This is a genomic window from Saccharopolyspora montiporae, from assembly GCF_015209505.1.
Classification (GTDB): Bacteria; Actinomycetota; Actinomycetes; order Mycobacteriales; family Pseudonocardiaceae; genus Saccharopolyspora; species Saccharopolyspora montiporae.
In genome coordinates this window covers 14,354-40,659 of the sequence record NZ_JADEYC010000046.1, presented here as the reverse complement: position 1 = coordinate 40,659, position 26,306 = coordinate 14,354, and the positions used below count along the sequence as shown (strand labels likewise).

Below are 26,306 nucleotides of genomic sequence, written 5' to 3'. Positions count from 1 at the left end.
ACCGGCCCACCCACCCCCGACGACCTCGACGAGCTCGTCTCGCGCCGGCGCCGCACCCGGTTCCTGCTCGCGCATCCGCGCACCATCGCCGCGTTCGGCCGGGAGTGCACCCGCCGCGGGATCTACCCCGAACCCACCGACGTGGGCGGGCGCACGGTGCAGGCGTGGCGCGGGATCCCGTTGCTGCCCAGCGACAAGGTGCCGATCAGCGATCGGGGCACCAGCTCGGTGCTGGCGATGCGCACCGGCGAGGACGACCAGGGCGTGGTGGGTCTGCACCGGACAGGGCTGGCCGACGAGTACCAGCCGGGCATCTCGGCGCGGTTCATGGGCATCGACCGGAACGCGGTCATGTCGTACTTGGTCAGCACCTACTACTCGGCCGCCGCGCTGGTCCCGGACTCGCTGGGCGTGCTCGAACACGTCGAGATCAACCGCTGACCCGCCGACCCCGGTGGACACCCGGTCCCCGCGTGCGGGGCACGAGCCGAAGGGAAGCAGCAGATGACAGCTCTGCAGCACAACGCGAACGGGGCCGGGGCCGCCGCGCGGGCAGCCCTGGACCGCAGCCGGACGGCCGCGGAACCGGCACTGCGCGCCGCCGTGGACGAGCTGCCGGAGCGGATGCGGCACATCACCGGCTACCACCTCGGATGGTGGGACGAGCGGGGCAATCCGGTGGACGCGGACCGGGGCAAGGCCGTCCGGCCCGCCCTGGTGCTGCTGGCTTCCGCGGCGGTGGGCGGGGCGGAGTCCGACGCGCTGCCCGGGGCCGTCGCGGTCGAGCTGGTGCACAACTTCTCGCTGCTGCACGACGACGTGATGGACGGGGACGTCTCGCGCAGGCACCGGCCGACGGCCTGGACCGTGTTCGGGACCGGCCCGGCGATCCTGGCCGGGGATGCGCTGCTGACGCTGGCCAACGACGTGCTCGCCTCCTGCGCGAACCCGCGGGCGGCCGAAGCGGCGCGGATGCTGTCCACCGCGGTGCTCGACCTGATCAGCGGGCAGAGCGCGGATCTCACGTTCGAGGACCGGCACGTCGTGGAACTGGCGGAATGCCGGCGCATGGCGCGGGACAAGACCGGTGCGCTGCTCGGCGGGGCCGCCGCGCTCGGTGCGCTGCTCGGCGGCGGTTCGGCCGAGCAGGTCGCACGGATGCAGTCCTTCGGCGAGCGGCTGGGGGTGGCGTTCCAGCACGTGGACGACCTGCTGGGCATCTGGGGCGATCCGGGCGTCACCGGGAAACCGGTGTTCTCCGACCTGCGCACCCGCAAGAAGACCCTGCCGGTGGTGGCCGCGCTGAGCTCGGGGACGCCGGCCGGGCAGCGGTTGGCCGAGCTCTACCGCCGGGACGAGCCGCTCTCCGGCAGCGATCTGGCGCACGCCGCGGAACTCGTGGCGGTGGCCGGTGGCCGGGCGTGGAGTCAACGCCAGGCCGACGACGTGCTCTCCAGCGCGCTGCGCGACCTGCGGCGGGCCGGACCGGTCGAGTCGGCCACCGGTGAGCTGACCGCGCTCGCGCAGCTGATGACGAATCGCGACCACTAGCATCCGTCCATTGCGGACGATCAGGTCTAGTGCCGCAGTGGCCTGCTGGGCGGTGCGGGCCGCGTGCCGCGCGGAGACGGATTCCGTCGCTCAAGGAGCACAACCCGGAACCTCCCTCCCGCACCGGAGCTTCGGCGCGGGACGGGTCTTGCGCCGTTGGGCTAGAGTCGTCCCGGGCCGGGCACGTGCCCCGCGCCGCTGGACGGAAGGAGCCGGCCGTGAGCTCGTCCGCACTCGATCGCCTGCACACCCGGATCGCCGCGGAACCCGCCCTGGTGGTGGCGTTCTCCGGCGGGGTGGACTCGGCGCTGCTGGCCGAGGTCGCCCACCGGGTCCTCGGTTCCCGGATGCTCGCGATCACCGCGATTTCGCCGAGCCTGCCCGCCGCCGAGCGCGCCGGAGCGCGCGCGTTCGCCCGCGACCGCGGTTTCGCGCACGTGGAAGTGTGCACCGACGAGGCCGAGCGCCCGGAATACGCTGCCAACGACGGGAACCGCTGCTTCCACTGCAAATCGGCGCTGTTCGACGCGGCGGACCCGATCGCGACCGCGATGGGCGCGCGGGTCGCGCTGGGCACCAACCTCGACGATCTCGGCGATCACCGACCGGGACAGCGCGCCGCCGCCGGGCGGGACGCGATCGCGCCGATGGTGGATGCGGGACTCGACAAGCGCGCGGTGCGCGCGATCAGCGGCGATCTCGGACTGTCCACAGCGGACAAACCTGCGGCCGCATGCCTGGCCTCGCGGGTCGCCTACGGGGACCCGGTCACCCCGGAGGTGCTGGCGCAGGTCGAGCGCGCCGAACAGGAGCTGCACCGGCTGGGCTTCGCGGAGTGCCGGGTGCGCGCGCACTCCGGCGGGACGCTCGCGCGGTTGGAGGTGCCCCCGGACGCGGTCGAGCGGGCCGCGGCCGCCCGGCAGGAGATCGACGGCGCCGTGCGCGCGGCCGGGTTCACCTTCTGCTCACTGGACCTCGCCGGGTTCACCAGTGGCCGGATGAATGCCCTGTTGCCGCTGCTGCCGTCCCGGACGAGCGCATGACCGGGTTCACCGACCTCGGCTACGCCCGCCCGGACCTGGACCGGGAATCCCGGCAGGGCCTGCCGGAAGTGGTCTACGCCCCGGGCAAGCGCACCGCTGAGATCACCGGTGTGGTGCGCGAACTGCACGCGCACAGCAGCGGACCGGTGTTGGTGACCAGGATCGGCGCGGACGCGGCCGCCGAGGTGCTGGCCGAAGTCCCGGACGGGCACTACCGTGCCGACGCGCGACTGCTCGTGTGGCGCCCCGCGGCGGAGGGCTCGTTCCGGATCTGCGTGGCCACCGCCGGAACCGCCGACGGGCCCGTCGCGGCCGAAGCGACCGCGGTCGCCGAGGCGATCGGGCTGCGCACCACCGCGGTGCGCGATGTGGGGGTGGCCGGGCTGCACCGGCTACTGGCGGTGCAGGACGAACTGGCCGCCGCCGACGCGGTGATCGTGGTCGCGGGCATGGAAGGGGCGCTGGCCAGCGCGGTCGGCGGATTGGTCGGCTGCCCGGTGATCGCGGTGCCGACCTCGGTCGGCTACGGCGCCGCGCTGGACGGGGTGACCCCGCTGCTGGCGATGCTGACCTCCTGTGCGGCCGGGATCGTCGTGGTCAACATCGACTCCGGGTTCGGTGCGGCGATGGCCGCGCACCGGCTCGCGCGCACCGCGGCGGGGCAGCGGTGATCCTCTGGCTCAACCCGGCCACGGGCGTCTCCGGGGACATGCTGCTGGGCGCGTTGCTCGGACTCGGCGCACCGCTGGACCGGGTGCGCGCGGCCGTCGAGGCCACGGGTCTGCGCGGCTGGTCGCTGGCTGCCGAGCAGGTCGGCACCGGCGGCATCAGCGCGACCCGGGCCGTGATCGGTACGGACGACGACCGCACCGCGCGCACGGCGGCCGACCTGCTCGACCGGGTGCGGCGCGCCCGCCCGGAACCGGTCGCCGACCTCGCCGCCGAGGCGGTGCGGGCCATCGCGGGCACCGAAGCCGCGCTGCACGGCCAGGATCCGGATCAGGTGCACCTGCACGAGATCGGCGGTCTGGACACCGTGCTGGACACCGTGGGCACCGCGGCGGCCCTGCACGCGCTGGGCGTGCGGCAGGTGCACAGCGCCCCGCTCGCCCTGGGCACCGGGACCGTCCGCTGCGCGCACGGCGTGCTGCCCGCACCGGCCCCGGCCACGACGGAGCTGCTGCGCGGTGCGGTGGTCCGCGGGTGTGATCTGGATGGGGAAACGGTCACCCCGACCGGTGCCGCGCTGCTGCGCGCCGCCGGGACCAGCTACGCCCCACCGCCGCCGATGACGGTGGTCGGGACCGCGCGCGGCGCGGGGACCCGCGAGTTCGCGGACCGGCCCAACGCGCTCACCGCGGTGCTCGGCGAACCGGTCGGCGAACCGGCGGGCGCGATGGCGATGCTGGAGACCACTGTGGACGATGTACCGGGTGAGATCCTGGGACATGTGCTGGAAAGCGCGCTGCAACGCGGCGCCGCGGACGCGTGGACGAGCCCGGCGGGGATGAAGAAGTCCCGGCCCGGGTGCGTGCTGCACGTGCTGTGCGATCCGGCGCTGGAACCGGAGCTGACCGAGCTGCTGTTGGCCGAGACCGGAACGCTGGGCGTGCGCAGCCACCGCGTGCACCGCTCCCCCGCACCCCGCACGACCTCGGCGGTGCTGGTCGGTGGACACCGGGTGCGGGTCAAACAGGGCCCGTGGCACGCGAAACCGGAGCACGACGACGTCGTCGCCGCGGCCGACGCCCTCGGCGTGCCTGCGCGCGCGGTCGCCGAGCGCGCGTTGCGCGGGTTCACGGACCGCGCAGGAACCGGTCCGGGGTGAGCGGCAGCTCGCGCACCCGCACCCCGCTCGCGTGGTACGCCCCGTTGGCCACGGCCGCCGCGGTGCCGACGATCCCGATCTCGCCGATCCCCTTGGCGCCCATCGGGTTGACGTAGGGGTCGTGCTCCTCGATCCAGTCCGCCTCGATCTCGCCGATGTCCGCGTGCCCGGCGATGTGGTACTGCGCGAGATCGCGGTTGACGACGTGCCCGAACCGGGGATCGCGGTAGCTGTGCTCGTGCAAGGCGCCGGACAGCCCCATCGTCATCCCGCCGATCAGCTGCGACCGGCCGGTGACGGCGTTGATCACCCGGCCGACGGCGAAAATGCCCAGCAGACGCGGAACCCGCACCTCACCGGTGTGCACGTGCACCCGCACCTCGGCGAACTGGGCCCCGAAGGCGTGCATCGCGCAGTTGCCCGCGTGCGGGTTGTCCGGCAGACCCGCGGTGACCGCGACCCCCTCGTCGGGCATCGCCTCCCGCTCGGCCAGCTGCTCCCGCAGCAGCCGAGCCGCGTGCACGATGGCCGACCCCCAGCAGTTCGTGCCGGTCGATCCGCCCGCGCCCGAGGCCCACGGCAGGTCGGTGTCGCCGAGGCTGACCCGCACCGAGCTCTCCGGCACGTCCAGCGCCTCGGCCGCGATCCGGGTCAGCGCGGTCCACGCCCCGGTCCCGATATCACTCGCCCCGATGAGCACCTGGTAGGTCCCGTCCGGCCGCGCCCGGACGGTGGCCCGCGAACCGGGCATGCGCAACACCGGATAGGTCGACGCGGCCACCCCGGTACCGACCAGCCACTCGCCGTCCCTGTTGCCGCGCGGGCTGGGCGCCCGGTCGTACCAGCCGAACCGCTGCGCTCCGGTGCGCAAGCAGGACACCAGGTTCCGACTGGAGAACGGCAGTCCGGTGGCGGGATCCTGCGCGGTGTCGTTGCGTTCGCGGAACTCGATCGGGTCCAGCCCGCACGCTTCGGCCGTCTCGTCGGCGGCGACCTCCAGGCCGAACATCCCCGGGCACTCACCGGGCGCGCGCATCCAGCTGGGCACCGGCACGTCGAGCACCGCGATCCGGTGCGCGGTGCGCCGGTTCGGGGCCGCGTAGGTGGTGCGGGTGGGCACCGCGGTCTGCTCGGCGAACTCCTTGGTCCGCGACGACTGCTCGGCGACGTCGTGGCTGATCGCGGTCAACCGCCCCGCGGAATCGGCGGCCATCCGGATGTGCTGGACCGTCGGGGTGCGGTAGCCGACCACATCGAACATCTGCCCGCGGGTCAGCGGGTACTTCACCGGCCGCGGCGCCACCAGGCGCGCGGCCATGGCGGTCAGCACCACGTTGGAATGCGGGATCCCCTTGGACCCGAAACCGCCACCCACGTGCGGCGAGATCACGTGCACCCGCTCCGGGTCGAGGCCGAACGCGCGCACCAGCGCGTCGCGCACCCAGTGCACGCCCTGGGTGGAGTCGTACAGGGTGAGCTCCCCGTCGGCCGACCAGGACGCGATGGTGGCGTGCGGTTCCATCGGGTTGTTGTGCTCCAGCGGTGTGCGGTACGTGCCCCGCACCAGCACCTCGGCCGCGGCGAACGCGGCGTCCACGTCGCCCTGGTCGGTGTCGGTCGGGTGCCCGGCGTTGACCTTCTCCGGCGCCACCAGCTGCGGATCGTCCGGCGCGAAGGCGAGTTCGGCGGGCTGCTCGGCGTACTGCACCTGGACGAGACCGGCGGCGTGCCGGGCAGCTTCGGGCGTTTCGGCCAGAACCGCGCCGATGAACTGGCCGCGGTACCCGATCTCCGCGGACTGCAGCACCACCAGGTCGCGATCGGCTTCCGGGGCCAGCCGCGGGGCGTTGTCGTGCGTGAGCAGTCCGAGCACCCCGTCCTGCGCCCGCGCCGCGCCGACGTCCAGCGCGGTCACCGACCCGCGGGCGATCCGGGACTGCAGCGCGTACAGGTGCACCGGATCCTCGACCGGGTGCTCGGCGGCGTAGCGTGCGGTCCCCCGCACCTTGTCCGGTCCGTCCAGCCGCAGCTCGCTCATCGCTGTTCCCCCGCGATGTCGGCCAGCGTCGCAACGATCATGTTGCGCGCCAGCGGGACTTTGAACTCGTTGCCCGGAACCGGCTGCGCCGCGGACAGTTCGGCATCGGCGGCCGCGGTGAACCGCGCGGTGTCGGCGGGGGCGCCGAGCAGTTCGGCCTCGGCGGCGGCGGCCCGCCACGGCTTGTGCGCGACACCGCCGAGCGCGAGGCGCACCCCGCGCACGATCCCGTCGGCGACGTCGAGCGCAGCGGCCACCGACACCAGCGCGAACGCGAAGGACGCCCGTTCCCGGGCCTTGCGGTAGCGCGAACGCGGGGCGAAACCCAGCGGCGGGATGTCCACCGCGGTGATCAGTTCGCCGTGCTCCAGCACGGTGTCGTGCTGGGGTTCGTCTCCCGGCAGCCGGTGCAGCTGGGCGATCGGCAGCACGCGCGCACCGCTCGGGCCGGTGGTGCGCACCGCGGCGTCCAGCGCCACGAGCGCGACCGCCATGTCCGAGGGGTGCGTGGCGATGCACGACCGGGACGCGCCGAGGATCGCGTGCTCGCGCTGGAACCCCTCCAGCGCCGAACAGCCGGTGCCGGGTTCGCGCTTGGTGCACGGCGTGGTCACGTCCTGGAAGTACGGGCATCGGGTGCGCTGCAGCAGGTTGCCGCCGGTGGTGGCGATGTTGCGCAGCTGCCCGGACGCGCCGGTCAGCACCGCTTCGGACAGCAGCGGGTAGCGGCTGCGCACCTCGGTGTCAGCGGCCAGCGCGGTGTTGGTGACCGCGGCGCCGATGCGCAGCCCGCCGTCGTCCAGCCGCTCGATACGCGGGGCGGTGGCGGTGCGCACGTCGACCAGCGAGCCCGGTTCGGCCACTGCCAGCTTCATCAGGTCGACGAGATTGGTGCCACCGGCCAGGAATCGGGCGTCCGGATCGCGGGAGACGGCACGCACCGCCGCGTCCGGGTTCGCGGCGTGCTCGTAGCGGAACGGCCTCACCGGTCGGACACCTCCCGGATCGCGGGCACGATGTTGGCGTAGGCGCCGCAGCGGCACAGATTCCCACTCATCCGCTCGCGGATCTCGTCATCGGGGTCCGCGGGTGTGCCGTCGCGGCGAGTCGCGGCGCTGGGCGTTCCGGCGGCCCACTCGTCGAGGGCGCCCACCGCGGAGATCACCTGGCCGGGCGTGCAGTAGCCGCACTGCAGCGCATCGTGTTCGACGAACGAGCGCTGCATCGGGTGCGGATCCTCGGCCGTGCCGAGCCCTTCGGCGGTGCCGACGCGGGATCCGCCGCATGCCACCGCCAGCAGCAGGCACGAGTTGGCCCGCACGCCGTCCAGCAGCACGGTGCAGGCACCGCACTGCCCGTGGTCGCAACCCTTCTTCGGGCTGGTCACCCCCAACCGCTCGCGCAGCGCGTCCAACACGGTCGTCCGCGTGTCCACGGTGAACCGGTGCCGCGTCCCGTCGACCGTCAACGTGATCTCGGCGTCCACTGCTCCCCCTTCCCGCCGAGCGGACCTCGCCTGCCCGGTCAGTCCGGTTCGACGTGGTCCGGGTCGCTGTCGGCGACCTGCTGTTCGGCGCGCTCGTCGACGGTCTCGTCGAGCTCGTGCTCGCGGGTCTCGCCGACCGGTTCGGTGCCGACCGGCTCGTTCTCGGTGTCCGGGCGTTCCTCGGCCAGCCGCTGCTCGACGGATTCGCCGGCGCGCTGCTCGCGCGGGGTGGGCCGGTCGGCGGCCGTCCTGCTCCACTCGTCCGGCGGTTCCACACCGCCCGGGGTCCGGTCCTCGCCGATCTCGTCCTCGTCGAGGCCGGTCGGTCCGCCCAGCGTGGTGGGCTCCTCCGGTTCCGGGGCGCTCTCACCGGTCTCGGCCGGATCGGAGCTCATCGGTCCTCCTCTCGCGTCGGTCGGTCACGCACCGCCGGGCAGTCCGGCAGGATGAGCCTGCTCGATGCCGCTCCACGGATCCCCGCGGCGCGCCAACCGTTCGGCCATACCGGCCAGACCGAACGAGCGGGGACCGACCTCGTCCAGCTCTTCCTCGGTCACCGGGGTGGCCGCGGGGGCACCGTCCCGCGCGCGCAGCGAGTACGGCGCGATCATGGTCTGCCCGTAGGCGTTCCGGCCGACGTCGAGGTAGATGCGGTCGCCGCGGTGCTGCTTGCGCTGGCTGGTGGTCAGCGTGCGCGGCTGGTCGTCCTGGGCCTGCTGGCTCATCGTCCGCATCCGGTCGCGTACTTCGTCGAAACCGTGCTCGCCGGCCAGCGGCGCGACCACGTGGAACCCCTTGCCGCCGGTGGTCTGCAGGTACGGGGTGAGCCCGGCCCCGCGGAACCGCCGGCACAGATCGCGCACCACGTCGCGCAGCAGCGGCAGGTCGACGTCGGCCGGCGGGTCGACGTCCAGCACAGCCAGCAGCGGACGGTCGGGCTGCTCCACGCGCGCCAGCCCCACGTGCAGTTCCAGGCACGCCAGGTTGGCCAGGTACAGCAGCGTGGCCGCGTCGTCGGCGACGACCTGGTGCAGCGGTTCCGCGGAGCCCACCTGAGGCACGGCCGCCACCCGGATCCAGTCCGGGACGGAATCCGGTGCCGCCTTCTGGAAGAAGCCCTCCTCGTGCACCCCGTCCGGGAACCGGCGCAGGGTCGCGGGTTTGCCGCGCACGTGCGGCAGCATCTCGCTGGAGACCGAGCCGAAGTACTCGAACACGTCCCGCTTGGTCCGGCCGTCGGCCGGGTAGAGGACCTTGTCCGGGTTCGACAGCTCCACGTCCCGTTCGCCGGGGTCGCGGTTCATCGGCCTCCTCCGCTGCGCAGTTCGGCGTTGGTCCGGCCGGACAGCACCGACTCCGGGTCCTCGCGCACCGGATCGTGCCTGCGGTCGACCTCGGCGTCGTCCACCTTCACCAGCAGCCATTCGGCGCGGCCGTCCATCCGGGTGCGGGTGAGCGCGAACGCGCCGTGCAGTTTGCTACCTCGAAGCTCGACCTTGACGTGCCCGCGGTCCAGCGCATCGGGAACGGGAACCGGTGCGCCGCGGTGCTCGGTGAGGTTGCGGTAGGTACCGGTGTCCCACACCACGACGGTGCCGGCGCCGTAGCCCTCCGGGATCTCGCCCTCGAAGTCCGCGTAGTCCACCGGGTGGTCCTCGGTCTGCGTGGCCAGCCGCTTGTCGTGCGGGTCCAGCGACGGCCCCTTGGGCACCGCCCAGGACTTGAGCACGCCGTCGGCCTCCAGCCGGAAGTCGTAATGCAGGCTGGAGGCTTCGTGCCGCTGCACCACGAACCGCGGGTGCGGTCCGCCGTTCGCGCCGGACCGCGCCCCGCTGGGTTCGCCGGACGTTGCCGTGTCCCGCCGGGCGCGGTAGGTGGCGAGTCCGTCATCGGTCATGCCGCTCGCGTACCCGCGGGACGGGAGGCGCAATCTCCGCGCCGCGACCGCGGCTCCGGCACGGAGCGCTGTCCGGCGAACGCGAAACGTATCTGCGCGATCGACTTCGTTGCGACCTTCGGGTGACACGTGGAACCCAATCCGAACACAGATGGTCCCATGGACAGCGCAGTCGTCACCGAACGGAGGGATACTGGATGCAGCAGCACGTGCACGCGGAGTTGATCGGCGGCCCACAGGACGGCCGGTCGTTCATCCTCCCGGCGCCCGGCGCGCAGCCGCCCGTGGGCGAGTTCACCTTCGGCACCGACGGTGCCGCGAGCCGGGTGCACTACGAGCGGTACGACCGCCGGGCCGACGGCGTGTGGCGCTACCAGTTCGCCGGCGAGCAGGCGGCCTGACAGCGGCCGACCCCTGCGATCCGGCGACCCCGCACGCGGTGATCCCCGGAGGGCGGCGACCTCTCCCGCAGCGCGCGCGAGCAGGTATGACAGGCTCTCCGCCATGCGCATCGCCACCTGGAACGTCAACTCGGTGAACGCGCGGCTACCCAAGCTGCTCGACTGGCTGTCCGCGGCCGAGCCGGACGTGCTGTGCCTGCAGGAGCTGAAGGTCGACGCCGACGCGTTCCCGGCCGAGCAGGTCGCCGAACTCGGCTACGAGGTGGCCGCGCACGGCAACGGCCGTTGGAACGGCGTCGCGGTGCTGTCCCGGGTCGGGCTGGACGACGTGCGGCGCGGCCTGGCCGACGAACCGGGGTTCCAGGCCGAGGGAGCGATGTTCGAGGCGGCCGAACCGCGGGCGATCGGCGCCACCTGCGGCGGTGTCCGGGTGTGGTCGGTGTACGTGCCCAACGGCCGCGATGTCGACCACCCGCACTACGAGTACAAGCTGCGCTGGCTTTCCGCGCTGCGCGAGACAGCGGCCGAAGAGCTCAAGACCGCCGGACCGTTCGCCGTGCTGGGGGATTTCAACATCGCGCCCACCGATGCCGATGTGTGGGACATCGGCCAGTTCGACGGCGCGACGCACGTGACCGAGCGGGAGCGCGCCGCGCTGACCGAACTGGTCGGCACGGGCCTGGCCGAGGTGGCGCCGCGGCCGCTGAAGTACGAGGTGGCCTTCACGTACTGGGACTACCGCGCACTGCGCTTCCCGAAGAACCAGGGCATGCGCATCGACCTGGTCTACGGCGACCCGCAGCTGACCGCTGCGGTCAGCGACGCCTACGTGGACCGGGACGCGCGCAAGGGCAAGGGAACCTCGGACCACGCCCCGGTGGTCGTCGACCTCGACCTGTGACCGCACCCCGGTCCACGATCCGTCAGTCGTCCGCGTCGGTGCCCGCGACCGCGTGGTCGTAGTACCCGACGAGGCCGCGCGTCACGTGCAGCGCGAAGTCCGCCTGGTCGGTGTCCGACGGTCCGGCCGCCTCCACGACGTGCCGGAGATGCCCGCCGACCAGCACGTCGAGTTCGCGCCACCGCGCGACCGGATCGGCGTCCGCGGTGGGCCTGCCGTCGGCTGCCGCGCCGAACTCCGCCGCACACCACCGGGCCGTGCTGCGTACCGCGCGCAACCCGTCGGCCAGCTGCTCCTCGGTGTGGAACTCGGACGGTCGCAGCTCGCGGGCGTGCTGGTCGAGCAGCCCGGCGACGTGCTTGATATCCGGGATGTGCTCGGCGAGCCACTTGCGCCGCCGGTAGATCTCGCCCAACCCCGGCCACCGCTTGCGCGCGGCCTGCCGGGAATGACCGGTGGACGTGCCGAGGTCGGCCAGGCTCGCACCCAACCACACGGCCCGTTCGGCCGCCGCCGCGGTGCGCTGGGCGGCCGCGCGGGCGGCGAGCTCCTCCACGTCCCGCGCAGCCCTCAGTCGGCCCATGGCCGCGCCGCGGCGGCGCTGCTCGTCGGGCGGGTCCTCGTTCTTCGGCGCCACGACGGAATCCTCGGCTTTCTCCACCGCCAACCGCTCCGCCAGGGCGCCGAGCTCCTGCACCGGCATCATCGCGCCCACCTCCTAGCTGTAAACCTGAGGTTCACAGTACGCGGCATCATGTCTCGGCGCCAGGGTCAGCCGCCCTCCTCCGCGTATTTCTGCGTCATCCGTGCCACCGCGTCCAGCTGCGCCTGCGCGTGCCCGCTGCGCACCTCCGTGGCCCGGTCCCGCGCGCGCAGCGTCGGCTCGCTCTGCCCCTGGAAGTGCGGCAGAACCCGCTCGGCGAGCAGTTCGTAGGAGCGCCGGGTCGCCGCCGGATCGGCCCAGTCCTGCGCCATCACCAGCATCGCACCGAAACCGCCCGACTGGTCCCACAACCGCTGCACCTGCTCGGTGGCGTCGTCGGGCGTACCGATCACGCCGACCCCGGACTCCCGGATGAAATCCACCATCTCCCGCATGTTCCCGCCCTCCACGTGCATCTGCGGGAACGCGGCGACCTTCTGGAAGTAGCGGAACCAGTCCTCGATGCCGTGCTCGACGTCCCGGTACGCCTGCTCCCGGGTCTCGGCCACGTGCATCGGCCCCACCAGCCGCCAGGAGGCGCGGTCCACCTCGGCACCCACGTGTTGCGCGCGTTCGGCGAGCACGCCCCAGTGGTGGCCCAGCGCATCGAACCCGTCCGCGGTCAGCGTCGCGCCGAGGGACAGCATGCCCAGCCCGTGCGTCCCGGCGAGGCGCGGCCCGGTGGGCGAGGCCACCGCGGCGACCGCGATGTCGAACAGCGGGTCCGAGTACGGGCGCAGCTGCAGCCGCGCATCGACGAGCTCGTGCGTGCGGGTGCTCGCCGTGACCGCCTCGCCGCGCAGCAGCCGCAGCACGATGTCCAGGTTGGTCGCCAGCAGCTCGCGGGTGGCGGTGGGGTCGAGCCCGATCATCGCTGAATCGGTGGGCAGCGAACCGGGTCCCACGCCGAGCATCACCCGCCCACGGGTGAGGTGGTCCAGCAGCACCATGCGATCGGCCACCCACAGGGGGTTGTGGTACGACAGCGAGACCACGCCGGTGCCCAACCGGATCCGCCGGGTCCGTTCGGCCGCCGCGGCGATGAAGATCTCCGGCGAGGCGATCAGCTCGCTGCCCGCCGAATGGTGTTCACCGATCCAGACCTCGTCGAAGCCGAGGTCGTCGAGGTGCTCGACCAGCTCCAGATCGCGCTGCAGCGCGAGGGTGGGATTGCGGCCGGGAGTGTGGAAAGGTGCCAGGAAAACGCCGAATCGCAGCTTGCTCACGCCAACCTCCCCACGCACAGGCGCTTCCGGACGCCCGCGGCGATCGCTCCGGAACCAGTGCACACGTGCCTTCCGGAACAGCACAATCCGCCGCATGGCGGTTCTTTCCACCGTTCCCGTCGTCGAGGCGATCGGCGAACACTCCATAGTGGATCATGAGACCTCGGCTCCGACGCGAAGGAGAACCGACCGTGTCCGACGATGATCAGCACTCCGGCACACCACTCCCGGTCCGACTGGCCGAACTCGCCGCCGAAGGACCCGATATACCCGCCCTCACCTGCGAAGACGGAACGCTGACCCGCGCCCGGCTGGAGTCGGCCGCCAACCGGCTGGCCCGCGACATGCTGGCGGCCGGTGTCCGCGCCGGGGATTTCACCGCCATCGTGCTGGGAAACAGCACCGCGTTCGTGCTCGCCGAGGTCGCCTGCTGGAAGATCGGCGCGGTCCCGCAGCCGCTGAGCCCGAAGCTGCCCACCGCCGAACTCGCCGAGATCGTCGCTCTCACCGGTCCGGCCCTGGTGATCGGCGACGTGCCCGGCGAGGTCACCGGCAACCGGCCGCACCTGCCCGCGGGGCACCGGAGTTCCGCCCAGCAGGACGATTCCCCGTTGCCCCCGGCCATCTCGCCGGCGTGGAAGGCGCCGGCCTCCGGCGGGAGCACCGGCCGGCCGAAGGTCATCGTCTCCGGCGGCGCAGCCACCGTCGAGGAGATCGACCCCGCCGCGGACGCGTTCGGGATCGAGCACGGCGGGGTCGTGCTGGTGCCGTCCCCGGTCTCGCACAACGGCCCGAACATGGCCGTGGCGATGGGACTGCTGCGCGGCAACCACGTCGTGCTCATGCGCCGCTTCGACGCGGCCCGCGCGCTGGAGCTCATCGCCGAGCACCGGGTCAGTTGGCTCTACGCGGTCTCCACGATCCTGCACCGGATCGCGAAACTCCCCGAACCCGTGCGCGCGGCCGCGGACATGTCCAGCCTGCGCACCGTTTTCCACACCGCCGCCCCGGTCCCCGTCTGGCTCAAGCGGCACTGGATCGACTGGGTGGGCCCGATCCTGCGCGAGATCTACGCCGGGACCGAATCGGTGGCCTCCGCGGCGATCACCGGTGAGGAGTGGCTGCAGCACCCGGGTTCGGTGGGCAGGGTGCTCAAGGGTCGGATGCAGGTGCGCGACGCGGACGGGCGCGAGCTCGGCCCGGGTCGGGAAGGCAAGATCTGGATGCGCCGCGACGCGGGCACCGAGCCGACCTACCACCTGCTCGGCGGCACGGCCGACGCCGACGACGCGGGCTGGGAATCGCTGGGCGACATCGGATGGTTCGACGAGCACGGCTACCTCTACCTCGGCGACCGGGAATCGGACATGATCCTGGTGGGCGGGGCCAACGTCTACCCGGCGGAGATCGAAGCCGCGCTCGGGCTGCACGAGGCGGTCGCGGACAGCTGCGTGATCGGGCTACCGGACGAGGACCTGGGCAATGCGGTGCACGCGATCGTGCAACCGAGCGCTCCGGTCAGCGCCGAAGCCCTGCTGGAACACCTGCGCGGGCACGTGGCGGCGCACCGCCTGCCCCGCAGCGTGGAGTTCACCGCGCAACCGCTGCGCGACGAGGCGGGCAAGGTGCGGCGCGGCCTGCTGCGCGCCGAACGCCGGTAGCGGCCTCAGTCGGCGAGACCGCCCAGCCCGCGCAGCACTTCCCGGCAGTCGTCGATCATCTCCCGGGTGATCTCGGCTGCCGGGCGCAGCTGCGCGAACGAACCGACGACCTGACCGATGAAGAACGATTCGAGCTCCCGGGCGCCTGCGTGGCCCTGCTCGGCGGCGCGGTCGATGCGCCGCCACGCCTCGGTGACCAGCATCGGTTGCAGCGGCATCGGCAGCGCGCCCGGGGAGGCCGGGCCCGCCCACTCGTCGTGCCAGGCGCTGCGCAGCTGGCGCGCGGGCTTGCCGGTCCTGGCCGGTGAGCGCACGGTGTCCGAGCTCGTGGCGCCGAGGAACTTCGCCTTGACCGCGGGCGAGGTGATGTCCTCGTGGCTGGACAACCACACCGAGCCGCACCAGACTCCCGCCGCGCCGAGGGCTAGGGCCGCCGCCATCTGCCTGCCCGAGGCGATCCCGCCCGCGGCCAGCACCGGCACATCGCCCGCCGCCTCGACGACTTCCGGGACCAGCACGGTCGTGGCGATGGTGCCCGTGTGCCCGCCCGCCTCGGTCCCCTGCGCGACCAGCAGGTCCACCCCGAGGTCGAGCTGCCGGGCCGCGTGCTCCGGCGTGCCCACCAGTGCGGCGATCGGGATGCCGTCGCGCCGCCCGCGCTCCAGCATCCCGGGCGGTGGCGGGCCGAGCGCGTTGGCCATCAGCGAAATCCGGTGCGAGAAGGCGACGTCCAGCAGCGGTTCGACGATCTCCGGTCCGACGCTGGCCGCGAACCGCTCGCTGCCCAGTTCGGGGTCCGGGACCGGCGGAATGTCGTACTTGGCGAGCAGTTCGTCCACGAAACGGCGGTGCTCGTCCGGGATCTGCGCGCGCAGGCTGGCGATGTAGTCGGCCGGGTCGCCGGTGGCGGTCTTGGACGGCACCAGGACGTCGACGCCGAACGGCCGCCCGCCGACCTGCTGCTCGATCCAGGTCAGTTGCGCATCGAGCTCCTCGGGCGTGTACCCGGTCGCGGCGAGCACCCCCATCCCGCCGGCCTTGGTCACCTCGGCCACCACACCCGGTGAGCGGTTGAACCCGACGAGCGGGCTGTCGATGCCGAACATGCCGGTCAGCGCGTTGCGCATGAGCGATCCTCCGTTCGCCGCAGCGGTGCGGCCGCCGTCCGATCATGCACGTCGAGCACGGCGTTGACCAGACGCACCGCGTAATCCACAGTGGACTTGGTGGCGGGAACTGGTCCACTGGCATGAATTCCAGGTGGACGGCATTGCGTTCACCACGGATCGCGGGGTTTACTCCTCGGTCGGCCGCACAAGCGCATACGAGGAGGACGATGAGCAGCGCAGCAAGCGCCGCACCGTCCCGCAGCAGCCGGACCGTCATCGCGGTCCTGGCCTCCTGCGGCATCGCGGTATCGCTGATGCAGACGCTCGTGGTCCCGCTGCTCGGCGAGTTCCCGCACCTGCTGGACACCTCCCGGGCCAATGCCGCGTGGCTGGTCACCTCGACGCTGGTCGCGGGTGCGGTGTGCGCGCCCGTGCTGGGCCGGCTCGGCGACATGCACGGCAAGCGGCGGATGCTGCTGATCGCGCTGGCCTGCATGGCCGCCGGTTCGGCGCTGGGGGCGGTCAGCGACGAGTTCGCCGTGGTGCTGTGCGGCCGAGTCCTGCAGGGCGCCGCGATCGGGGTGGTGCCGCTGGGCATGAGCATCATGCGCGACGTGCTGCCGCCGGAGCGGGTCGGTTCCGGTGTGGCGCTGATGAGCGCGACGCTGGGCATCGGCGGCGCGGTCGGGTTGCCGATCACCGGTCTGGTCGCCGAGCGGTTCGACTGGCACTGGCTGTTCGCCGGTGCCGCCGCGTTCGGTATCGCCGAGATCGTGCTGGTGCGGCTGGTCGTACCGGCCTCGCCGCTGCGTTCCGGCGGGGGCTTCGACGTCCCCGGCGCGGTCGGGCTCAGCGCCGGTCTGGTGTGCCTGCTGCTGGCCGTGTCCAAGGGCAACGACTGGGGCTGGACCAGCGCCGCGGTGCTCGGCCCCGGCGCCGCGTCCGTCGTGCTGTTCCTGGTGTGGGGGCGCTACGAGCTGCGGCGCGGCGATCCGCTGGTGGACCTGCGGATCTCGGCGCGCCCGACGGTGCTGTTCACCAACATCGCCTCGATGTTGGTGGGTACGGCGATGTTCGGCGGATTCATGGTCGGCGCGCAGATCATGCAGGCACCGCGGGCCACCGGGTACGGCTTCGGGCTGTCCCTAGTGGCCAGCGGGCTCGTGCTGCTGCCCATCGGCGCCGCGATGGGCGTGTTCTCCCCGGTGTCGGCGCACCTCTCGGCCCGTTACGGCCCGCGCACCGCCGTGGTGCTCGGGGCGAGCGTGCTCACCTGCGGGAACGTGGCCGCGGCGATGGTGACCGCACCGCTGGCCCTGGTGGTCGCGGCGCTGACGCTGATCGCCGTCGGCGGTGCGCTGGCCTACGGGGCGCTGCCGACGCTGATCATGCAGGCGGTACCGACGAGCACCACGGCGGCCGCGAACAGCCTCAACAGCCTCGCCCGCTCCATCGGGACCGCGGCGTGCAGCGCGGTCGTGGTCGCGTTCACCACCGGGTGGGTGCTGCGGGTGGACAGCGCGGTGCTGCCGGCCCGCGCCGCCTACACCGGGATCTTCCTGGTCGCCGCGGGAGCGGCGTTGGCCGCGGCGGTGCTTGCGGCGGTGACTCCGCGCCCGACGGGGGTGGACGCGGAGCCGGAAAGGCCGGCCCGGCAGCCGGTCAGTCCTCGAACACCTGCGGCAACGGGCGACGCTCGGCGTGCGGGACGTGCGGCTCCGGGGGGAAGCCGACGCGCAGCAGCACCTGCGGGATCCCGCCGAGCCCGAGCTCGTCGCGCAGCTCGGTCCGCACCTCCGACAGGCGCAGCGGCTGGGTCAGCACCGAACCGACCAACCCGAGCCGGGTCGCCTCCAACCAGGCGCGCTGAACCGCCATGCCCACCCGCAGCTGATCCCGAGGACCGTCGGTCAGCGTGCTGAACACCAGCACCGACTCCTGGCCGATCCACTCGGCGAGCCGCTCCTGGTCGGGCAGTCGGGTGCCGGATCCGACCAACCCCACCGACGGGAGCCCGGTCTCGGCCAGGGCATCGGCCGGGAAACCCGTGCCGCCGCTGGGTTCGGACATCCACATGCCCAGCTCGCGCTGGTACCGGACGTCGCTGCGGTTGATCCGCGCCGCGCGGGCGAGGTTCCGCGCCAGCGCGCGCTCCTCGGCACCACCGCGGATCCAGCTCGCCTGCACCGTCGCCGCCGAGATCACGCAGGTGCGCAGCAAGTGCGGCACCACCCGCCCCGCGAACGGGCGCCGGAAACTCGCCCGCTCACCGATGGCGCGGGCGCGCTCGCGGTCCAGCACCGTCGCGCGCTGCCGGTGCGTGCCGATCACCGTCGCGGTGCCCGGTTCGTCCTCGGCGTGCCACCGCACATCGGTGGCCCAGCCGAGCGCGCGCACGGACAGCGCGAGATCGGCGACGGCCGCACCGACGGAGATGCGCCGGTCGCGGCCCTCCGGGTCCTGCTCGTGCAGGCCTTCCACGGACCGCTCGTGCAAGGTGGCGCTGCGGCCGTCGACCGCCAGCGTCCAGGGCTGCGCGTTGTGCACGGAAGGCGCCAACCGCACCGCTTCGGCGAGGGTCTCGACCTCCTCGGAGGTGAACGGCCGCTCCTCGGCGACGCCCCGCTTCCTGCTCATGGCCGGGAACCACGTCATGGCCCGCTCCCTCCCTCTGCCGGTGTTCGGACACCACAGACAGTGCCCGCGCCGGAACCCGGCGGGCAGAGGAAAACGTCCCGGTGTGACCGACGCTGCAGATCACGAGCGTTGCGCGCGGGCGGTGATCACGCCGGTACCGTGCGCCGACGGGCGCGCCTGCTTCGCCCGCAATGCGCCGAACGGACCGGTGAACCGGGCCACGACGACATCCGCCGGTGGCCGCGCGCTCATCCGCGCGGCACACCGCCGTTGCGGAACCGATACGCCCAGAAGGGTGTACCGGCCGCGGAGCCGTGCCGTAACTTCCGGACATGCCCAAGCGCCCGGCACCCTCGCCACGAGGCCGTGACCAGCGCTCGCGCAGCCGGCACCGGACGGTCCGGCGGGTGTCCGCAGTGGACCGGACGTGCGGAGCCCCGCACGACTCCGCGCCCCGGCCGCCACGATCGGCCACTGCCGAGCGCTTCCGCGGGCGAACACCTGTGCGCCGGGTGGCGCGCGGTCGAGCCGGTCCGCCCCTGGCTGCGGGCCGGATCGCGGGGGTTGGCAAGATGAAGTACCCGGGTGAGGCGGCACCCGCAGCGGACGTGGAGAGGACGAGGACCAGGTGAGCACCCAGACCGCACAAGTCGACGACCTTCGACTCATCGCCTTGCCGAGTGCGTTGAACTGCACGGAGATGTTCGTCCGGTTCTCCCTGACCGAGTGGTCGCTGCGCTCGATGATCGAGCAGACGAGCACGCTCGCCGCCCAGTTCGTGACCGCGGCCGTGGACAGCGCCGACCAGAACTCCCCCGGTTTCCTCACCGTGCGCCTGCGGCTCAGCGGCGAGGCGCTCGTGCTGGAGGTCGAGGACGAGCAGGGCGGCGAGGCCCCGGCCCTGGACCCCGCGCTGGCCGACGGCCGGTGCGGCGCCACCACGCTGACCGGCGGCGGGACCGTGGTCTGGTGCGAACTCGCGCTTCCCGGCGGCGTGTCCGCGGACGCCGTCCCGCTGCCCCGCCGCTCCCCCGGTCGCACCGCACCCGCCGAGAAGCCCACCGAGCAGACCGGCGAGATCGACCCCGAGGTGATCAAGCGGCTGCTGTCCGGGCTGAACAACACGCAGAACTGAGTCCACTGAGGACGGTCGGTCGACCGGGTGTGCGACCGGCGGCAGGTTTCGGCACCCCGACGAGCGGGGCACCACGGGTGCATGGACCAAACGACGTTCCGCCATGAACTCGCGCAACAGCTCCGAGTCGATTCGGTCCGGGCTAGCGATGCGGCGGGGTCCGGGCACCCGACGTCGTCCATGTCGGCCGCGGACCTGATGGCCTGCCTGCTGGACGGCCACCTGCGGCTGGACTTCACACGTCCGGACGATCCGCGCAACGACCACCTGGTCTTCTCCAAGGGGCATGCCTCCCCGCTGCTGTACTCCTGCTTCAAGGCGGTCGGTGCCGTCGACGACGCGGAGCTGCTCACCTTCCGCGCCTTCGGCAGCCGCCTGCAGGGCCACCCCACCCCGGTCCTGCCCTGGGTCGATGTCGCCACCGGCTCGTTGGGCCAGGGATTGCCGGTCGGCGTCGGCCTCGCACTGGCGGCCCGGCGGCTGGACCGGCTGCCCTACCGCGTGTGGGTGCTGTGCGGGGACGGCGAGATGGCCGAGGGCTCGACCTGGGAGGCCCTGGAACACGCGGGCCACGAGCAGCTGGACAACCTGGTCGCGCTGATCGACGTGAACCGGCTGGGGCAGACCGGCGAGACGATGCACGGCTGGAACCTGGAGTCCTACGCGGCACGCGCCCAGGCCGCCGGCTGGCGCACCGTGGAGATCGACGGGCACGACCTCGCGCAGATCGAAGCCGCGCTGGAACGGGCGGACGAGCCGGACGGACGGCCGCTGGCGATCATCGCCGCCACCAAGAAGGGGCGCGGCGTGGCCGCGGTCGAGGACCAGCTCGGCGCGCACGGCAAACCGCTGAAGGATCCGCGGGAAGCCATCGCCGAACTCGGCGGCGTGCGCGATCTGCGCGTCTCGCCCACCGCGCCGACCGGCGACAGCACCCGGCACACGTTCACCGCGGCGGGCGGCCAGCTGCCGACCTTCGACCCCGGCGAGCAACTGGCCACCCGCAAGGCGTACGGGCAGGTGCTGGAGGCCCTGGGCAATCGGCGCGGGGACGTCATCGCCCTGGACGGCGAGGTGTCCAACTCGACGTTCTCCGAGCTGTTCCGGGACGCACATCCCGAGCGCTACTTCGAGATGTTCATCAGCGAGCAGCAGATGGTGGCCGCGGCCATCGGGCTGCAGGCCCGCGGTTGGCGACCGTTCCTGTCCACCTTCGCCGCGTTCCTGACCCGCGCCTACGACTTCATCCGGATGGCCGCGGTCAGCGAGGCGGACTTCTGCGTGGCCGGATCGCACGCCGGCGTGGCCATCGGCGAGGACGGCCCGTCCCAGATGGGGCTGGAGGACCTGGCCATGTTCCGCGCGGTGCACGGCAGCACCGTGCTCTACCCGTGCGATGCGAACCAGACCGCGCAACTGGTGGCGGCGGTGGCCGACCGCCCGGGCATCAGCTACCTGCGCACCAACCGCGGCGCCACCCCGGTGCGGTACGGGCCGGACGAGGAATTCCCGATCGGCGGTTCGAAGGTGCTGCGCGAGGGTTCCGACGTGACGCTGATCGGCGCCGGCGTCACCGTGCCGGAAGCGGTGTCCGCCGCCGAAGCGCTGGCCACCGAGGGGATCGAGGCGCGGGTCATCGACCTCTACTCGGTCAAGCCGGTGGACACCGGCACGCTGCGCCGCGCGGCCGAGGAGACGGGCGCGATCGTCACTGCCGAGGACCACTGGGGTGCAGGCGGTCTCGGCGAAGCGGTACTGGGCGGACTTGCGGAGCACGGCGTTCCCGCCCCGGTGCACTCGCTGGCGGTGCGCGACCTTCCCGGCTCCGGGACCCCGGCCGAACTGCTGCAGCAGGCGGGCATCGACGCCGAGGCGATCGCCGCGGCGGCCCGCAAGGCACTGGCCGGGTAGTGGCACGGCGGGAGGGGGTGACGATGTCCGAGCCCGATCGGGGGGAGTTGCTGCGGTTGCTCGCGCACGTCCACTACCCGGCGACGCGGCGGCAGATCTTCGACCAGCTCATCGAGCACGGGGCTCCGGAAGCGCACCTGGCCCGCATCGACGAGCTGCCGGACGAGACCTACGTCGAGCCGGACACCGTGCTGCAGGCGCTGCGCCACGGGCCCGGCTGAAGCGCCGCCCGGAGTACGGACCGGCCGGGCGCGCCGGTCACGTCCTGCCGGATGCGCCCGGTCGGCGCCACGCCCGCCAGCAGCACACCGCGCCGCCCACGACGGCCAGCGCACCGACCACGGCTGCGGCGATCAACTGCCCGCTCACCAGGAGCACCGAGACCAGCGCACCGGCCAGCGCGAGCGCCAGCACGACGACCACGCGCCACAGGCCGGACGCGTCCCGGCCCCCGTCGAACCGTTCGAATTTCTCCGCCAGCCGCGGATCGTCGGACAGCAGGCCGGATTCGATCTCGGCCAGCCGATCCCGCTCGTGCCTGCTCAACATGGCGAGCTCCTAGCGACGTTCCCTCGACCCCAACGAGATACCCGCTGCCCGCCACCGCCATTCCGCGATGCGCGGGAATCCAGGCTGCCACGCCGCGCGCCCGCACCGAACGCCGCAGGTGGGTGATTTTCCGGCCAGGGCACCGGGCGCCCGGCGCCGGTTGCCGAAGCACCGCCCGCCCGGGTAGGACGGCAGCATGGATTCCCATCGCGCACTGGTCGCCTCCGGCGACGGCCCAGCCCGGTTCGAGCAGCTCACCGACGCCGACCTCCCCCCGGGCGAGGTGACGGTCGACGTCCGGTACTCGTCGCTGAACTACAAGGACGGACTCGCGGTCACCGGCAAGGGCAAAATCGTGCGCAAGTTCCCGCTGGTGTGCGGGATCGACCTGGCAGGTGTGGTCGCCGAGTCCGACGCCCCGCAGTGGCGGCCCGGCGACGAGGTGATCGTCACCGGCTGGGGCCTGTCCGAGACGCATCCCGGCGGGTACACCGCGCGGCAGCGGGTCCCGGCCGATTGGCTGGTGCACAAGCCGGAACCGATCGGGCTGCGCCAGTCGATGGCCGTCGGCACCGCCGGGCTCACCGCCATGCTGTGCGTGCTGGCGCTGGAGGAGTCCGGTGTCAGCCCGGAGGACGGGGGCGAGGTCTTGGTGACCGGTGCCGCGGGCGGGGTCGGCAGCGTCGCGGTCGCCCTGCTGTCCCGGTTGGGCCACCGGGTCACCGCCGCGACGGGGCGCCCGGAGACCCGGGACTACCTCACCTCGCTGGGCGCGAGCGGGTTCGTCGGCCGGGAGGAGCTGGCGGGCGATTCCGGGCGCCCGCTGGACAGGGCCCGCTGGAGCGCTGCGGTGGACACGGTCGGTGGCCAGGTGCTGGCCACCGTGCTCAAGCAGACCGACTACCGGGGAGCCGTGGCCGCGTGCGGCATGGCCGCGGGCACCGACCTGCCCACCAGCGTGCTGCCGTTCATCCTGCGCGGGATCGACCTGCGCGGCATCGACTCGGTGCAGTGCCCGAACCCGGTGCGCGCCGAGGCGTGGAGCCGGTTGAGCACCGACCTCCCGCTGGACGTGCTGGACGCGGCCACCGAGGTGCGGCCGCTGTCCGAGGTGCCGGAACTGGCCGCGGAGATCTTGGCCGGCCGCACCCGCGGGCGCGTCGTCGTGGACACCGCGGCCTGAGCCGGGCGGAGGTCAGGCGGGGGCGAAGTGCACGACGCCCTCGACCTCCTCCTCGCACAGCCTGTCCTGCAGGCGCAGCACGTCCAGGTGGGTGGCCGTCTCCAGCACCGCCATCATCTGGTTGAACGGTTCCAGGTCGTCGAGCGCGTACTCGTGCCGCGTCCAGGTGAGCGCGCGAGCCGCCTCGTAGGGCGTGCTCGCGCCGCACTGCACGACACCGGCGATCGCGGACAGCCGCTCGTCGTGGTGGTCGAGCAGTTCGTCCACCCGCCGGTGCACGCTGTCGGTCACCGGACCGTGCGCGGGCAGCAGCCGCCGGTCCGGCATCGAGCGCACCAGGCGCAGCGAGGACAGGTAGTCGCGCAGCGGCACTTCGCTGGGCGCCTGTTCGAACCCGATGGACGGGGTGATGTGCGGCAGCACGTGGTCACCGGCGAACATCAGCTCGCTCGCCTCGTCCACGAACACCAGGTGGCCGCGGGTGTGCCCCGGGGTGGCCACCGCGCGCAGCGGCCGGTCGGCGAGCGCGATCTCGGTGGCGGCGCCGATCCAGCGGTCCGGGTCCTCCCAGTCGTCCGGGGTGCGCGTGCCACCGCCGCGCGCGGCCAGCACCGCGTCCCGGACCGGCTTGGCACCGCAGCGCGCGAGCAGCTCCACCTGCTTGGCCAGCGGCCGGTGCTCCGGCGCGCGCAGCGCCTGCAGGGTGTGCCGCTCCTCCTCGCCGAGCAGCACCTCGGTGCCGTACTCCCGGCGCAGCGCGACGGCCTGCGTGTAGTGGTCCCGGTGCGCGTGGGTGACCAGGAACCGGCGGATGTCGCCGAGCCCGGCACCGAGCTGCCCGAGCGCCGTGACCAGGTGCTCGCGGGCGTCCTCCAGCGCCCACCCGCCGTCCACGAGCGTCAGCGAGTCGCCGTCGGTGATCGCGTAGACGTTCACCGCGCGCAGCCCGTCGTTGGGCAGCGGTAGCGGAATCCGGTGCACTCCGGGGGAAACCTCGTGGGCACCCGGTTCCAGCCACTCGTACCGCGACGTCGTCATCACCGCTCCTCGAACTCGCGCGTGCACCGGCCCGCCGGTGGTCTTCAGCGATACTCAGACCTACCACACATACCAACCGGTTGGTGTGTTCCGGGTGTCCGAAAGCACGCGGGCCCGCTCCGGACGCACCGGAACGGGCCCGCGGGCTCACTCGCGAACGGCCGGTCAGTCAGTCCTTGATCTCGCAGAGCGGGGTGCCCTGGGACACCGACTCGCCCGGCTGGGCGCCGAGGCCGCTGATGGTGCCGGCCTTGTGCGCGTTGACCGGGTTCTCCATCTTCATCGCCTCCAGGACCGCGATCCGGTCCCCGGCCTGCACCTGCGTCCCGTCCTCGACCTCGATCTTGACGATGGTGCCCTGCATCGGCGCGGTGACCGCGTCCCCGGACACCGCAGCGCCCTGCCCGCCACCGGAGCGCCTGCGCGGCGGGGCCGAGTTCTGCGCCGGGGCCGCCGGCGCCGCGAACGCCGCGGGCAGCGACACCTCCAGCCGCTTGCCGCCGACCTCGACCACGACCGTCTGCCGCTGCTCGGTCTCCGCACCGGGCTCGGCGCCACCGGTGAACGGCTCGACGGTGTTGTCCCACTCGGTCTCGATCCAGCGGGTGTGCACGGTGAATTCCTCGTCCGCGGTGAACGCGGGATCGCGCACGATCGCCCGGTGGAACGGCAGCACCGTGGCCATGCCCTCCACCTGCATCTCGTCCAGGACGCGGCGGGAGCGCTGCAGCGCCTGCTCGCGGTCGGCACCGGTGACGATCAGCTTGCCGAGCATGGAGTCGAACTGGCCGCCGATCACCGTGCCGGCCTCCATCCCGGCGTCCACCCGGACACCGGGGCCCTGCGGCACGTCGAAACGGGTGATCGTGCCCGGGGCGGGCAGGAAGTTGCGCCCGGCGTCCTCACCGTTGATCCGGAACTCGATGGAGTGGCCGTTCGGCGCCGGGTCCTCGGTGATGTCCAGCTTGGCGCCCTCGGCGATGCGGAACTGCTGGCGCACCAGGTCGATCCCGGTGGTCTCCTCGGTCACCGGGTGCTCCACCTGCAGCCGGGTGTTGACCTCCAGGAACGAGATGGTCCCGTCCAGCCCGACGAGGAACTCGACCGTGCCCGCGCCGTGGTAACCGGCCTCGGCGCAGATCGAGCGGGCCGCCTCGTGGATCCGGGAACGCTGGTCGTCGGTGAGGTACGGGGCGGGGGCTTCCTCGACGAGCTTCTGGTGCCTGCGCTGCAGCGAGCAGTCCCGGGTGCCGGCCACCACGACGGTGCCGTGCTGGTCGGCGATCACCTGGGCCTCGACGTGCCGCGGCCGGTCCAGGTAGCGCTCCACGAAGCACTCCCCGCGGCCGAACGCGCCCTCGGCCTCGCGCACCGCCGAGGAGTACAGCTCCGGGATCTCCTCCATCGTGCGGGCCACCTTCAGCCCGCGGCCGCCGCCGCCGAACGCGGCCTTGATCGCGACCGGCAGCCCGTGCTCCTCGGCGAAGGCCACCACCTCGTCGGCCCCGGAGACCGGGTCCTTGGTGCCCGGCACCAGCGGAGCGCCGGCCCGGGTGGCGATGTGCCGCGCGGTGACCTTGTCCCCGAGATCGCGGATGGCCTGCGGCGCCGGGCCAATCCAGTTCAGCCCCGCATCGATGACGGCCTGCGCGAAATCGGCGTTCTCGGACAGGAATCCGTACCCGGGGTGCACGGCGTCCGCGCCGCTGCGCCGGGCCACGTCCACGATCTTGGCGATGTCCAGGTACGACTCGCCGGGGGTGGTCCCCCCGAGCGCGAACGCCTCGTCGGCCAGCCGCACGAACGACATGTCCGCGTCCGGCTCGGCGTACACCGCGACGCTGGCGATGTTCTCGTCCCGGCAGGCGCGGATCACACGCACGGCGATCTCGCCGCGGTTGGCGATCAGGACCTTGCTGATCGGCGTCACGTCCACAGTGGTCAACTCCTCAACTCCCGGCGCGACGCCGGCTGGTCATCGGTGGTGGTCGGCACGGAAAACCGGGCCG

At 72.9% G+C, this 26,306-nt stretch carries 25 protein-coding genes and 2 pseudogenes; 13 read left to right on the top strand and 14 right to left on the bottom strand.

Annotation, left to right across the window (positions count from 1 at the left end):
* The 5 genes and pseudogenes from IQ251_RS19315 to larC form a co-directional block, all read left to right on the top strand.
* Window positions 1–441: pseudogene (locus tag IQ251_RS19315) on the top strand (Crp/Fnr family transcriptional regulator); the annotation flags it as partial.
* Between the two features lie 63 nt (window positions 442–504).
* The gene (locus IQ251_RS19310; RefSeq protein ID WP_193930507.1) at window positions 505–1,551 is read left to right on the top strand and encodes a family 2 encapsulin nanocompartment cargo protein polyprenyl transferase; all 1,047 of its coding nucleotides are present in this window, start codon (window positions 505–507) and stop codon (window positions 1,549–1,551) included.
* Window positions 1,552–1,769: 218 nt separating this feature from the next.
* Complete coding sequence (gene larE / locus IQ251_RS19305; RefSeq protein WP_193930505.1) at window positions 1,770–2,594, top strand: ATP-dependent sacrificial sulfur transferase LarE; 825 nt, start codon at window positions 1,770–1,772, stop codon at window positions 2,592–2,594.
* Window positions 2,591–3,265, top strand: coding sequence for a nickel pincer cofactor biosynthesis protein LarB (gene larB / locus IQ251_RS19300; protein WP_193930495.1), 675 nt, complete (start codon window positions 2,591–2,593; stop codon window positions 3,263–3,265). The genes larE and larB overlap by 4 nt, the downstream gene beginning before the upstream one ends.
* Window positions 3,262–4,422, top strand: coding sequence for a nickel pincer cofactor biosynthesis protein LarC (larC, locus tag IQ251_RS19295; RefSeq protein WP_193930487.1), 1,161 nt, complete (start codon window positions 3,262–3,264; stop codon window positions 4,420–4,422). The genes larB and larC overlap by 4 nt, the downstream gene beginning before the upstream one ends.
* Here the strand turns inward: larC and IQ251_RS19290 are convergent.
* The 6 genes from IQ251_RS19290 to IQ251_RS19265 are packed head-to-tail and all read right to left on the bottom strand — an operon-like array spanning window position 4,391 to window position 9,843.
* A complete protein-coding gene (locus IQ251_RS19290; protein WP_193930475.1) occupies window positions 4,391–6,460 on the bottom strand; it encodes a xanthine dehydrogenase family protein molybdopterin-binding subunit in 2,070 nt (689 codons plus the stop codon). The two genes, larC and IQ251_RS19290, sit on opposite strands and share 32 nt — an antisense overlap.
* On the bottom strand, window positions 6,457–7,446 hold the full coding sequence (locus IQ251_RS19285; protein WP_193930474.1) for an FAD binding domain-containing protein: 990 nt from the start codon (window positions 7,444–7,446) through the stop codon (window positions 6,457–6,459). The genes IQ251_RS19290 and IQ251_RS19285 overlap by 4 nt, the downstream gene beginning before the upstream one ends.
* Window positions 7,443–7,946: a (2Fe-2S)-binding protein gene (locus tag IQ251_RS19280; RefSeq protein ID WP_193930472.1), complete on the bottom strand. Its 504-nt coding sequence runs from the start codon at window positions 7,944–7,946 to the stop codon at window positions 7,443–7,445. The genes IQ251_RS19285 and IQ251_RS19280 overlap by 4 nt, the downstream gene beginning before the upstream one ends.
* Window positions 7,947–7,984: 38 nt before the next feature.
* Window positions 7,985–8,341 (bottom strand): hypothetical protein, encoded by a 357-nt coding sequence (locus IQ251_RS19275; protein WP_193930470.1) that lies wholly within the window; start codon window positions 8,339–8,341, stop codon window positions 7,985–7,987.
* 24 nt (window positions 8,342–8,365) lie between these two features.
* The gene (gene ligD / locus IQ251_RS19270; protein ID WP_193930468.1) at window positions 8,366–9,250 is read right to left on the bottom strand and encodes a non-homologous end-joining DNA ligase; all 885 of its coding nucleotides are present in this window, start codon (window positions 9,248–9,250) and stop codon (window positions 8,366–8,368) included.
* Complete coding sequence (locus IQ251_RS19265) at window positions 9,247–9,843, bottom strand: DNA polymerase ligase N-terminal domain-containing protein (protein ID WP_193930465.1); 597 nt, start codon at window positions 9,841–9,843, stop codon at window positions 9,247–9,249. The genes ligD and IQ251_RS19265 overlap by 4 nt, the downstream gene beginning before the upstream one ends.
* A 197-nt stretch (window positions 9,844–10,040) precedes the next feature.
* On the opposite strand from IQ251_RS19265, the gene IQ251_RS19260 reads away from it, so the two are divergent.
* A complete protein-coding gene (locus IQ251_RS19260; protein ID WP_193930463.1) occupies window positions 10,041–10,244 on the top strand; it encodes a DUF8847 domain-containing protein in 204 nt (67 codons plus the stop codon).
* Window positions 10,245–10,347: 103 nt separating this feature from the next.
* Complete coding sequence (locus IQ251_RS19255) at window positions 10,348–11,145, top strand: exodeoxyribonuclease III (RefSeq protein ID WP_193930461.1); 798 nt, start codon at window positions 10,348–10,350, stop codon at window positions 11,143–11,145.
* 22 nt (window positions 11,146–11,167) lie between these two features.
* Here IQ251_RS19255 and IQ251_RS19250 read toward each other — a convergent pair whose 3' ends face one another.
* Together IQ251_RS19250 and IQ251_RS19245 are read right to left on the bottom strand one after the other, a co-directional pair.
* Entirely contained in the window at window positions 11,168–11,851 is a 684-nt protein-coding gene (locus IQ251_RS19250) for a hypothetical protein (RefSeq protein ID WP_193930459.1), read from the bottom strand.
* A gap of 65 nt (window positions 11,852–11,916) precedes the next feature.
* Window positions 11,917–13,074: an LLM class flavin-dependent oxidoreductase gene (locus tag IQ251_RS19245; protein WP_193930457.1), complete on the bottom strand. Its 1,158-nt coding sequence runs from the start codon at window positions 13,072–13,074 to the stop codon at window positions 11,917–11,919.
* Between the two features lie 191 nt (window positions 13,075–13,265).
* Here IQ251_RS19245 and IQ251_RS19240 point away from each other — a divergent pair, with 191 nt between their 5' ends.
* Window positions 13,266–14,735, top strand: a complete 1,470-nt coding sequence (locus IQ251_RS19240; protein ID WP_370591509.1) for an AMP-binding protein — start codon at window positions 13,266–13,268, stop codon at window positions 14,733–14,735.
* 5 nt (window positions 14,736–14,740) lie between these two features.
* Here IQ251_RS19240 and IQ251_RS19235 read toward each other — a convergent pair whose 3' ends face one another.
* On the bottom strand, window positions 14,741–15,862 hold the full coding sequence (locus tag IQ251_RS19235) for an NAD(P)H-dependent flavin oxidoreductase (RefSeq protein ID WP_193930452.1): 1,122 nt from the start codon (window positions 15,860–15,862) through the stop codon (window positions 14,741–14,743).
* 44 nt (window positions 15,863–15,906) lie between these two features.
* On the opposite strand from IQ251_RS19235, the pseudogene IQ251_RS19230 reads away from it, so the two are divergent.
* Window positions 15,907–17,295: pseudogene (locus IQ251_RS19230) on the top strand (MFS transporter); the annotation flags it as partial.
* A gap of 211 nt (window positions 17,296–17,506) precedes the next feature.
* On the opposite strand, the gene IQ251_RS20400 reads toward IQ251_RS19230, so the two are convergent.
* Window positions 17,507–18,499 (bottom strand): Acg family FMN-binding oxidoreductase, encoded by a 993-nt coding sequence (locus IQ251_RS20400; protein ID WP_228047667.1) that lies wholly within the window; start codon window positions 18,497–18,499, stop codon window positions 17,507–17,509.
* Between the two features lie 102 nt (window positions 18,500–18,601).
* On the bottom strand, window positions 18,602–18,733 hold the full coding sequence (locus IQ251_RS20060) for a hypothetical protein (RefSeq protein ID WP_255526629.1): 132 nt from the start codon (window positions 18,731–18,733) through the stop codon (window positions 18,602–18,604).
* 376 nt (window positions 18,734–19,109) lie between these two features.
* On the opposite strand from IQ251_RS20060, the gene IQ251_RS19220 reads away from it, so the two are divergent.
* The 3 genes from IQ251_RS19220 (at window position 19,110) to IQ251_RS19210 (ending at window position 21,748) form a co-directional block, all read left to right on the top strand.
* Window positions 19,110–19,616 carry an ATP-binding protein gene (locus IQ251_RS19220; protein WP_193930450.1) on the top strand — a complete coding sequence of 169 codons (507 nt, stop codon included), beginning with the start codon at window positions 19,110–19,112 and terminating at the stop codon, window positions 19,614–19,616.
* An 81-nt stretch (window positions 19,617–19,697) separates the two neighbouring features.
* Window positions 19,698–21,527, top strand: coding sequence for a transketolase (locus IQ251_RS19215; protein WP_193930448.1), 1,830 nt, complete (start codon window positions 19,698–19,700; stop codon window positions 21,525–21,527).
* Between the two features lie 23 nt (window positions 21,528–21,550).
* Entirely contained in the window at window positions 21,551–21,748 is a 198-nt protein-coding gene (locus IQ251_RS19210) for a DUF2795 domain-containing protein (RefSeq protein ID WP_193930446.1), read from the top strand.
* Between the two features lie 37 nt (window positions 21,749–21,785).
* Here the strand turns inward: IQ251_RS19210 and IQ251_RS19205 are convergent, their stop codons facing one another.
* On the bottom strand, window positions 21,786–22,076 hold the full coding sequence (locus tag IQ251_RS19205) for a DUF3040 domain-containing protein (RefSeq protein WP_193930444.1): 291 nt from the start codon (window positions 22,074–22,076) through the stop codon (window positions 21,786–21,788).
* A 196-nt stretch (window positions 22,077–22,272) separates the two neighbouring features.
* Between IQ251_RS19205 and IQ251_RS19200 the strand changes: the two genes are divergently transcribed.
* Window positions 22,273–23,259: an MDR family oxidoreductase gene (locus IQ251_RS19200; RefSeq protein ID WP_193930442.1), complete on the top strand. Its 987-nt coding sequence runs from the start codon at window positions 22,273–22,275 to the stop codon at window positions 23,257–23,259.
* Window positions 23,260–23,271: 12 nt separating this feature from the next.
* Here IQ251_RS19200 and IQ251_RS19195 read toward each other — a convergent pair whose 3' ends face one another.
* Window positions 23,272–24,297 carry an MBL fold metallo-hydrolase gene (locus tag IQ251_RS19195; protein ID WP_193930440.1) on the bottom strand — a complete coding sequence of 342 codons (1,026 nt, stop codon included), beginning with the start codon at window positions 24,295–24,297 and terminating at the stop codon, window positions 23,272–23,274.
* Window positions 24,298–24,466: 169 nt separating this feature from the next.
* Complete coding sequence (locus IQ251_RS19190; protein ID WP_193930509.1) at window positions 24,467–26,233, bottom strand: acetyl/propionyl/methylcrotonyl-CoA carboxylase subunit alpha; 1,767 nt, start codon at window positions 26,231–26,233, stop codon at window positions 24,467–24,469.
* Window positions 26,234–26,306: the final 73 nt, after the last annotated feature.

Coding starts and splice junctions, on each gene's coding strand:
- IQ251_RS19310 (WP_193930507.1), top strand. CDS start 505: ATGACAGCTCTGCAGCACAACGCGAACGGGGCCGGGGCCGCCGCGCGG.
- IQ251_RS19195 (WP_193930440.1), bottom strand. CDS start 24,297: ATGACGACGTCGCGGTACGAGTGGCTGGAACCGGGTGCCCACGAGGTT.
- IQ251_RS19290 (WP_193930475.1), bottom strand. CDS start 6,460: ATGAGCGAGCTGCGGCTGGACGGACCGGACAAGGTGCGGGGGACCGCA.
- IQ251_RS19265 (WP_193930465.1), bottom strand. CDS start 9,843: ATGACCGATGACGGACTCGCCACCTACCGCGCCCGGCGGGACACGGCA.
- IQ251_RS19205 (WP_193930444.1), bottom strand. CDS start 22,076: ATGTTGAGCAGGCACGAGCGGGATCGGCTGGCCGAGATCGAATCCGGC.
- IQ251_RS19250 (WP_193930459.1), bottom strand. CDS start 11,851: ATGATGCCGGTGCAGGAGCTCGGCGCCCTGGCGGAGCGGTTGGCGGTG.
- IQ251_RS20060 (WP_255526629.1), bottom strand. CDS start 18,733: ATGAGCGCGCGGCCACCGGCGGATGTCGTCGTGGCCCGGTTCACCGGT.
- ligD (WP_193930468.1), bottom strand. CDS start 9,250: ATGAACCGCGACCCCGGCGAACGGGACGTGGAGCTGTCGAACCCGGAC.
- larB (WP_193930495.1), top strand. CDS start 2,591: ATGACCGGGTTCACCGACCTCGGCTACGCCCGCCCGGACCTGGACCGG.
- IQ251_RS19215 (WP_193930448.1), top strand. CDS start 19,698: ATGGACCAAACGACGTTCCGCCATGAACTCGCGCAACAGCTCCGAGTC.
- IQ251_RS19210 (WP_193930446.1), top strand. CDS start 21,551: ATGTCCGAGCCCGATCGGGGGGAGTTGCTGCGGTTGCTCGCGCACGTC.
- IQ251_RS19235 (WP_193930452.1), bottom strand. CDS start 15,862: ATGCGCAACGCGCTGACCGGCATGTTCGGCATCGACAGCCCGCTCGTC.
- IQ251_RS19260 (WP_193930463.1), top strand. CDS start 10,041: ATGCAGCAGCACGTGCACGCGGAGTTGATCGGCGGCCCACAGGACGGC.
- IQ251_RS20400 (WP_228047667.1), bottom strand. CDS start 18,499: ATGACGTGGTTCCCGGCCATGAGCAGGAAGCGGGGCGTCGCCGAGGAG.
- IQ251_RS19200 (WP_193930442.1), top strand. CDS start 22,273: ATGGATTCCCATCGCGCACTGGTCGCCTCCGGCGACGGCCCAGCCCGG.
- IQ251_RS19275 (WP_193930470.1), bottom strand. CDS start 8,341: ATGAGCTCCGATCCGGCCGAGACCGGTGAGAGCGCCCCGGAACCGGAG.
- IQ251_RS19255 (WP_193930461.1), top strand. CDS start 10,348: ATGCGCATCGCCACCTGGAACGTCAACTCGGTGAACGCGCGGCTACCC.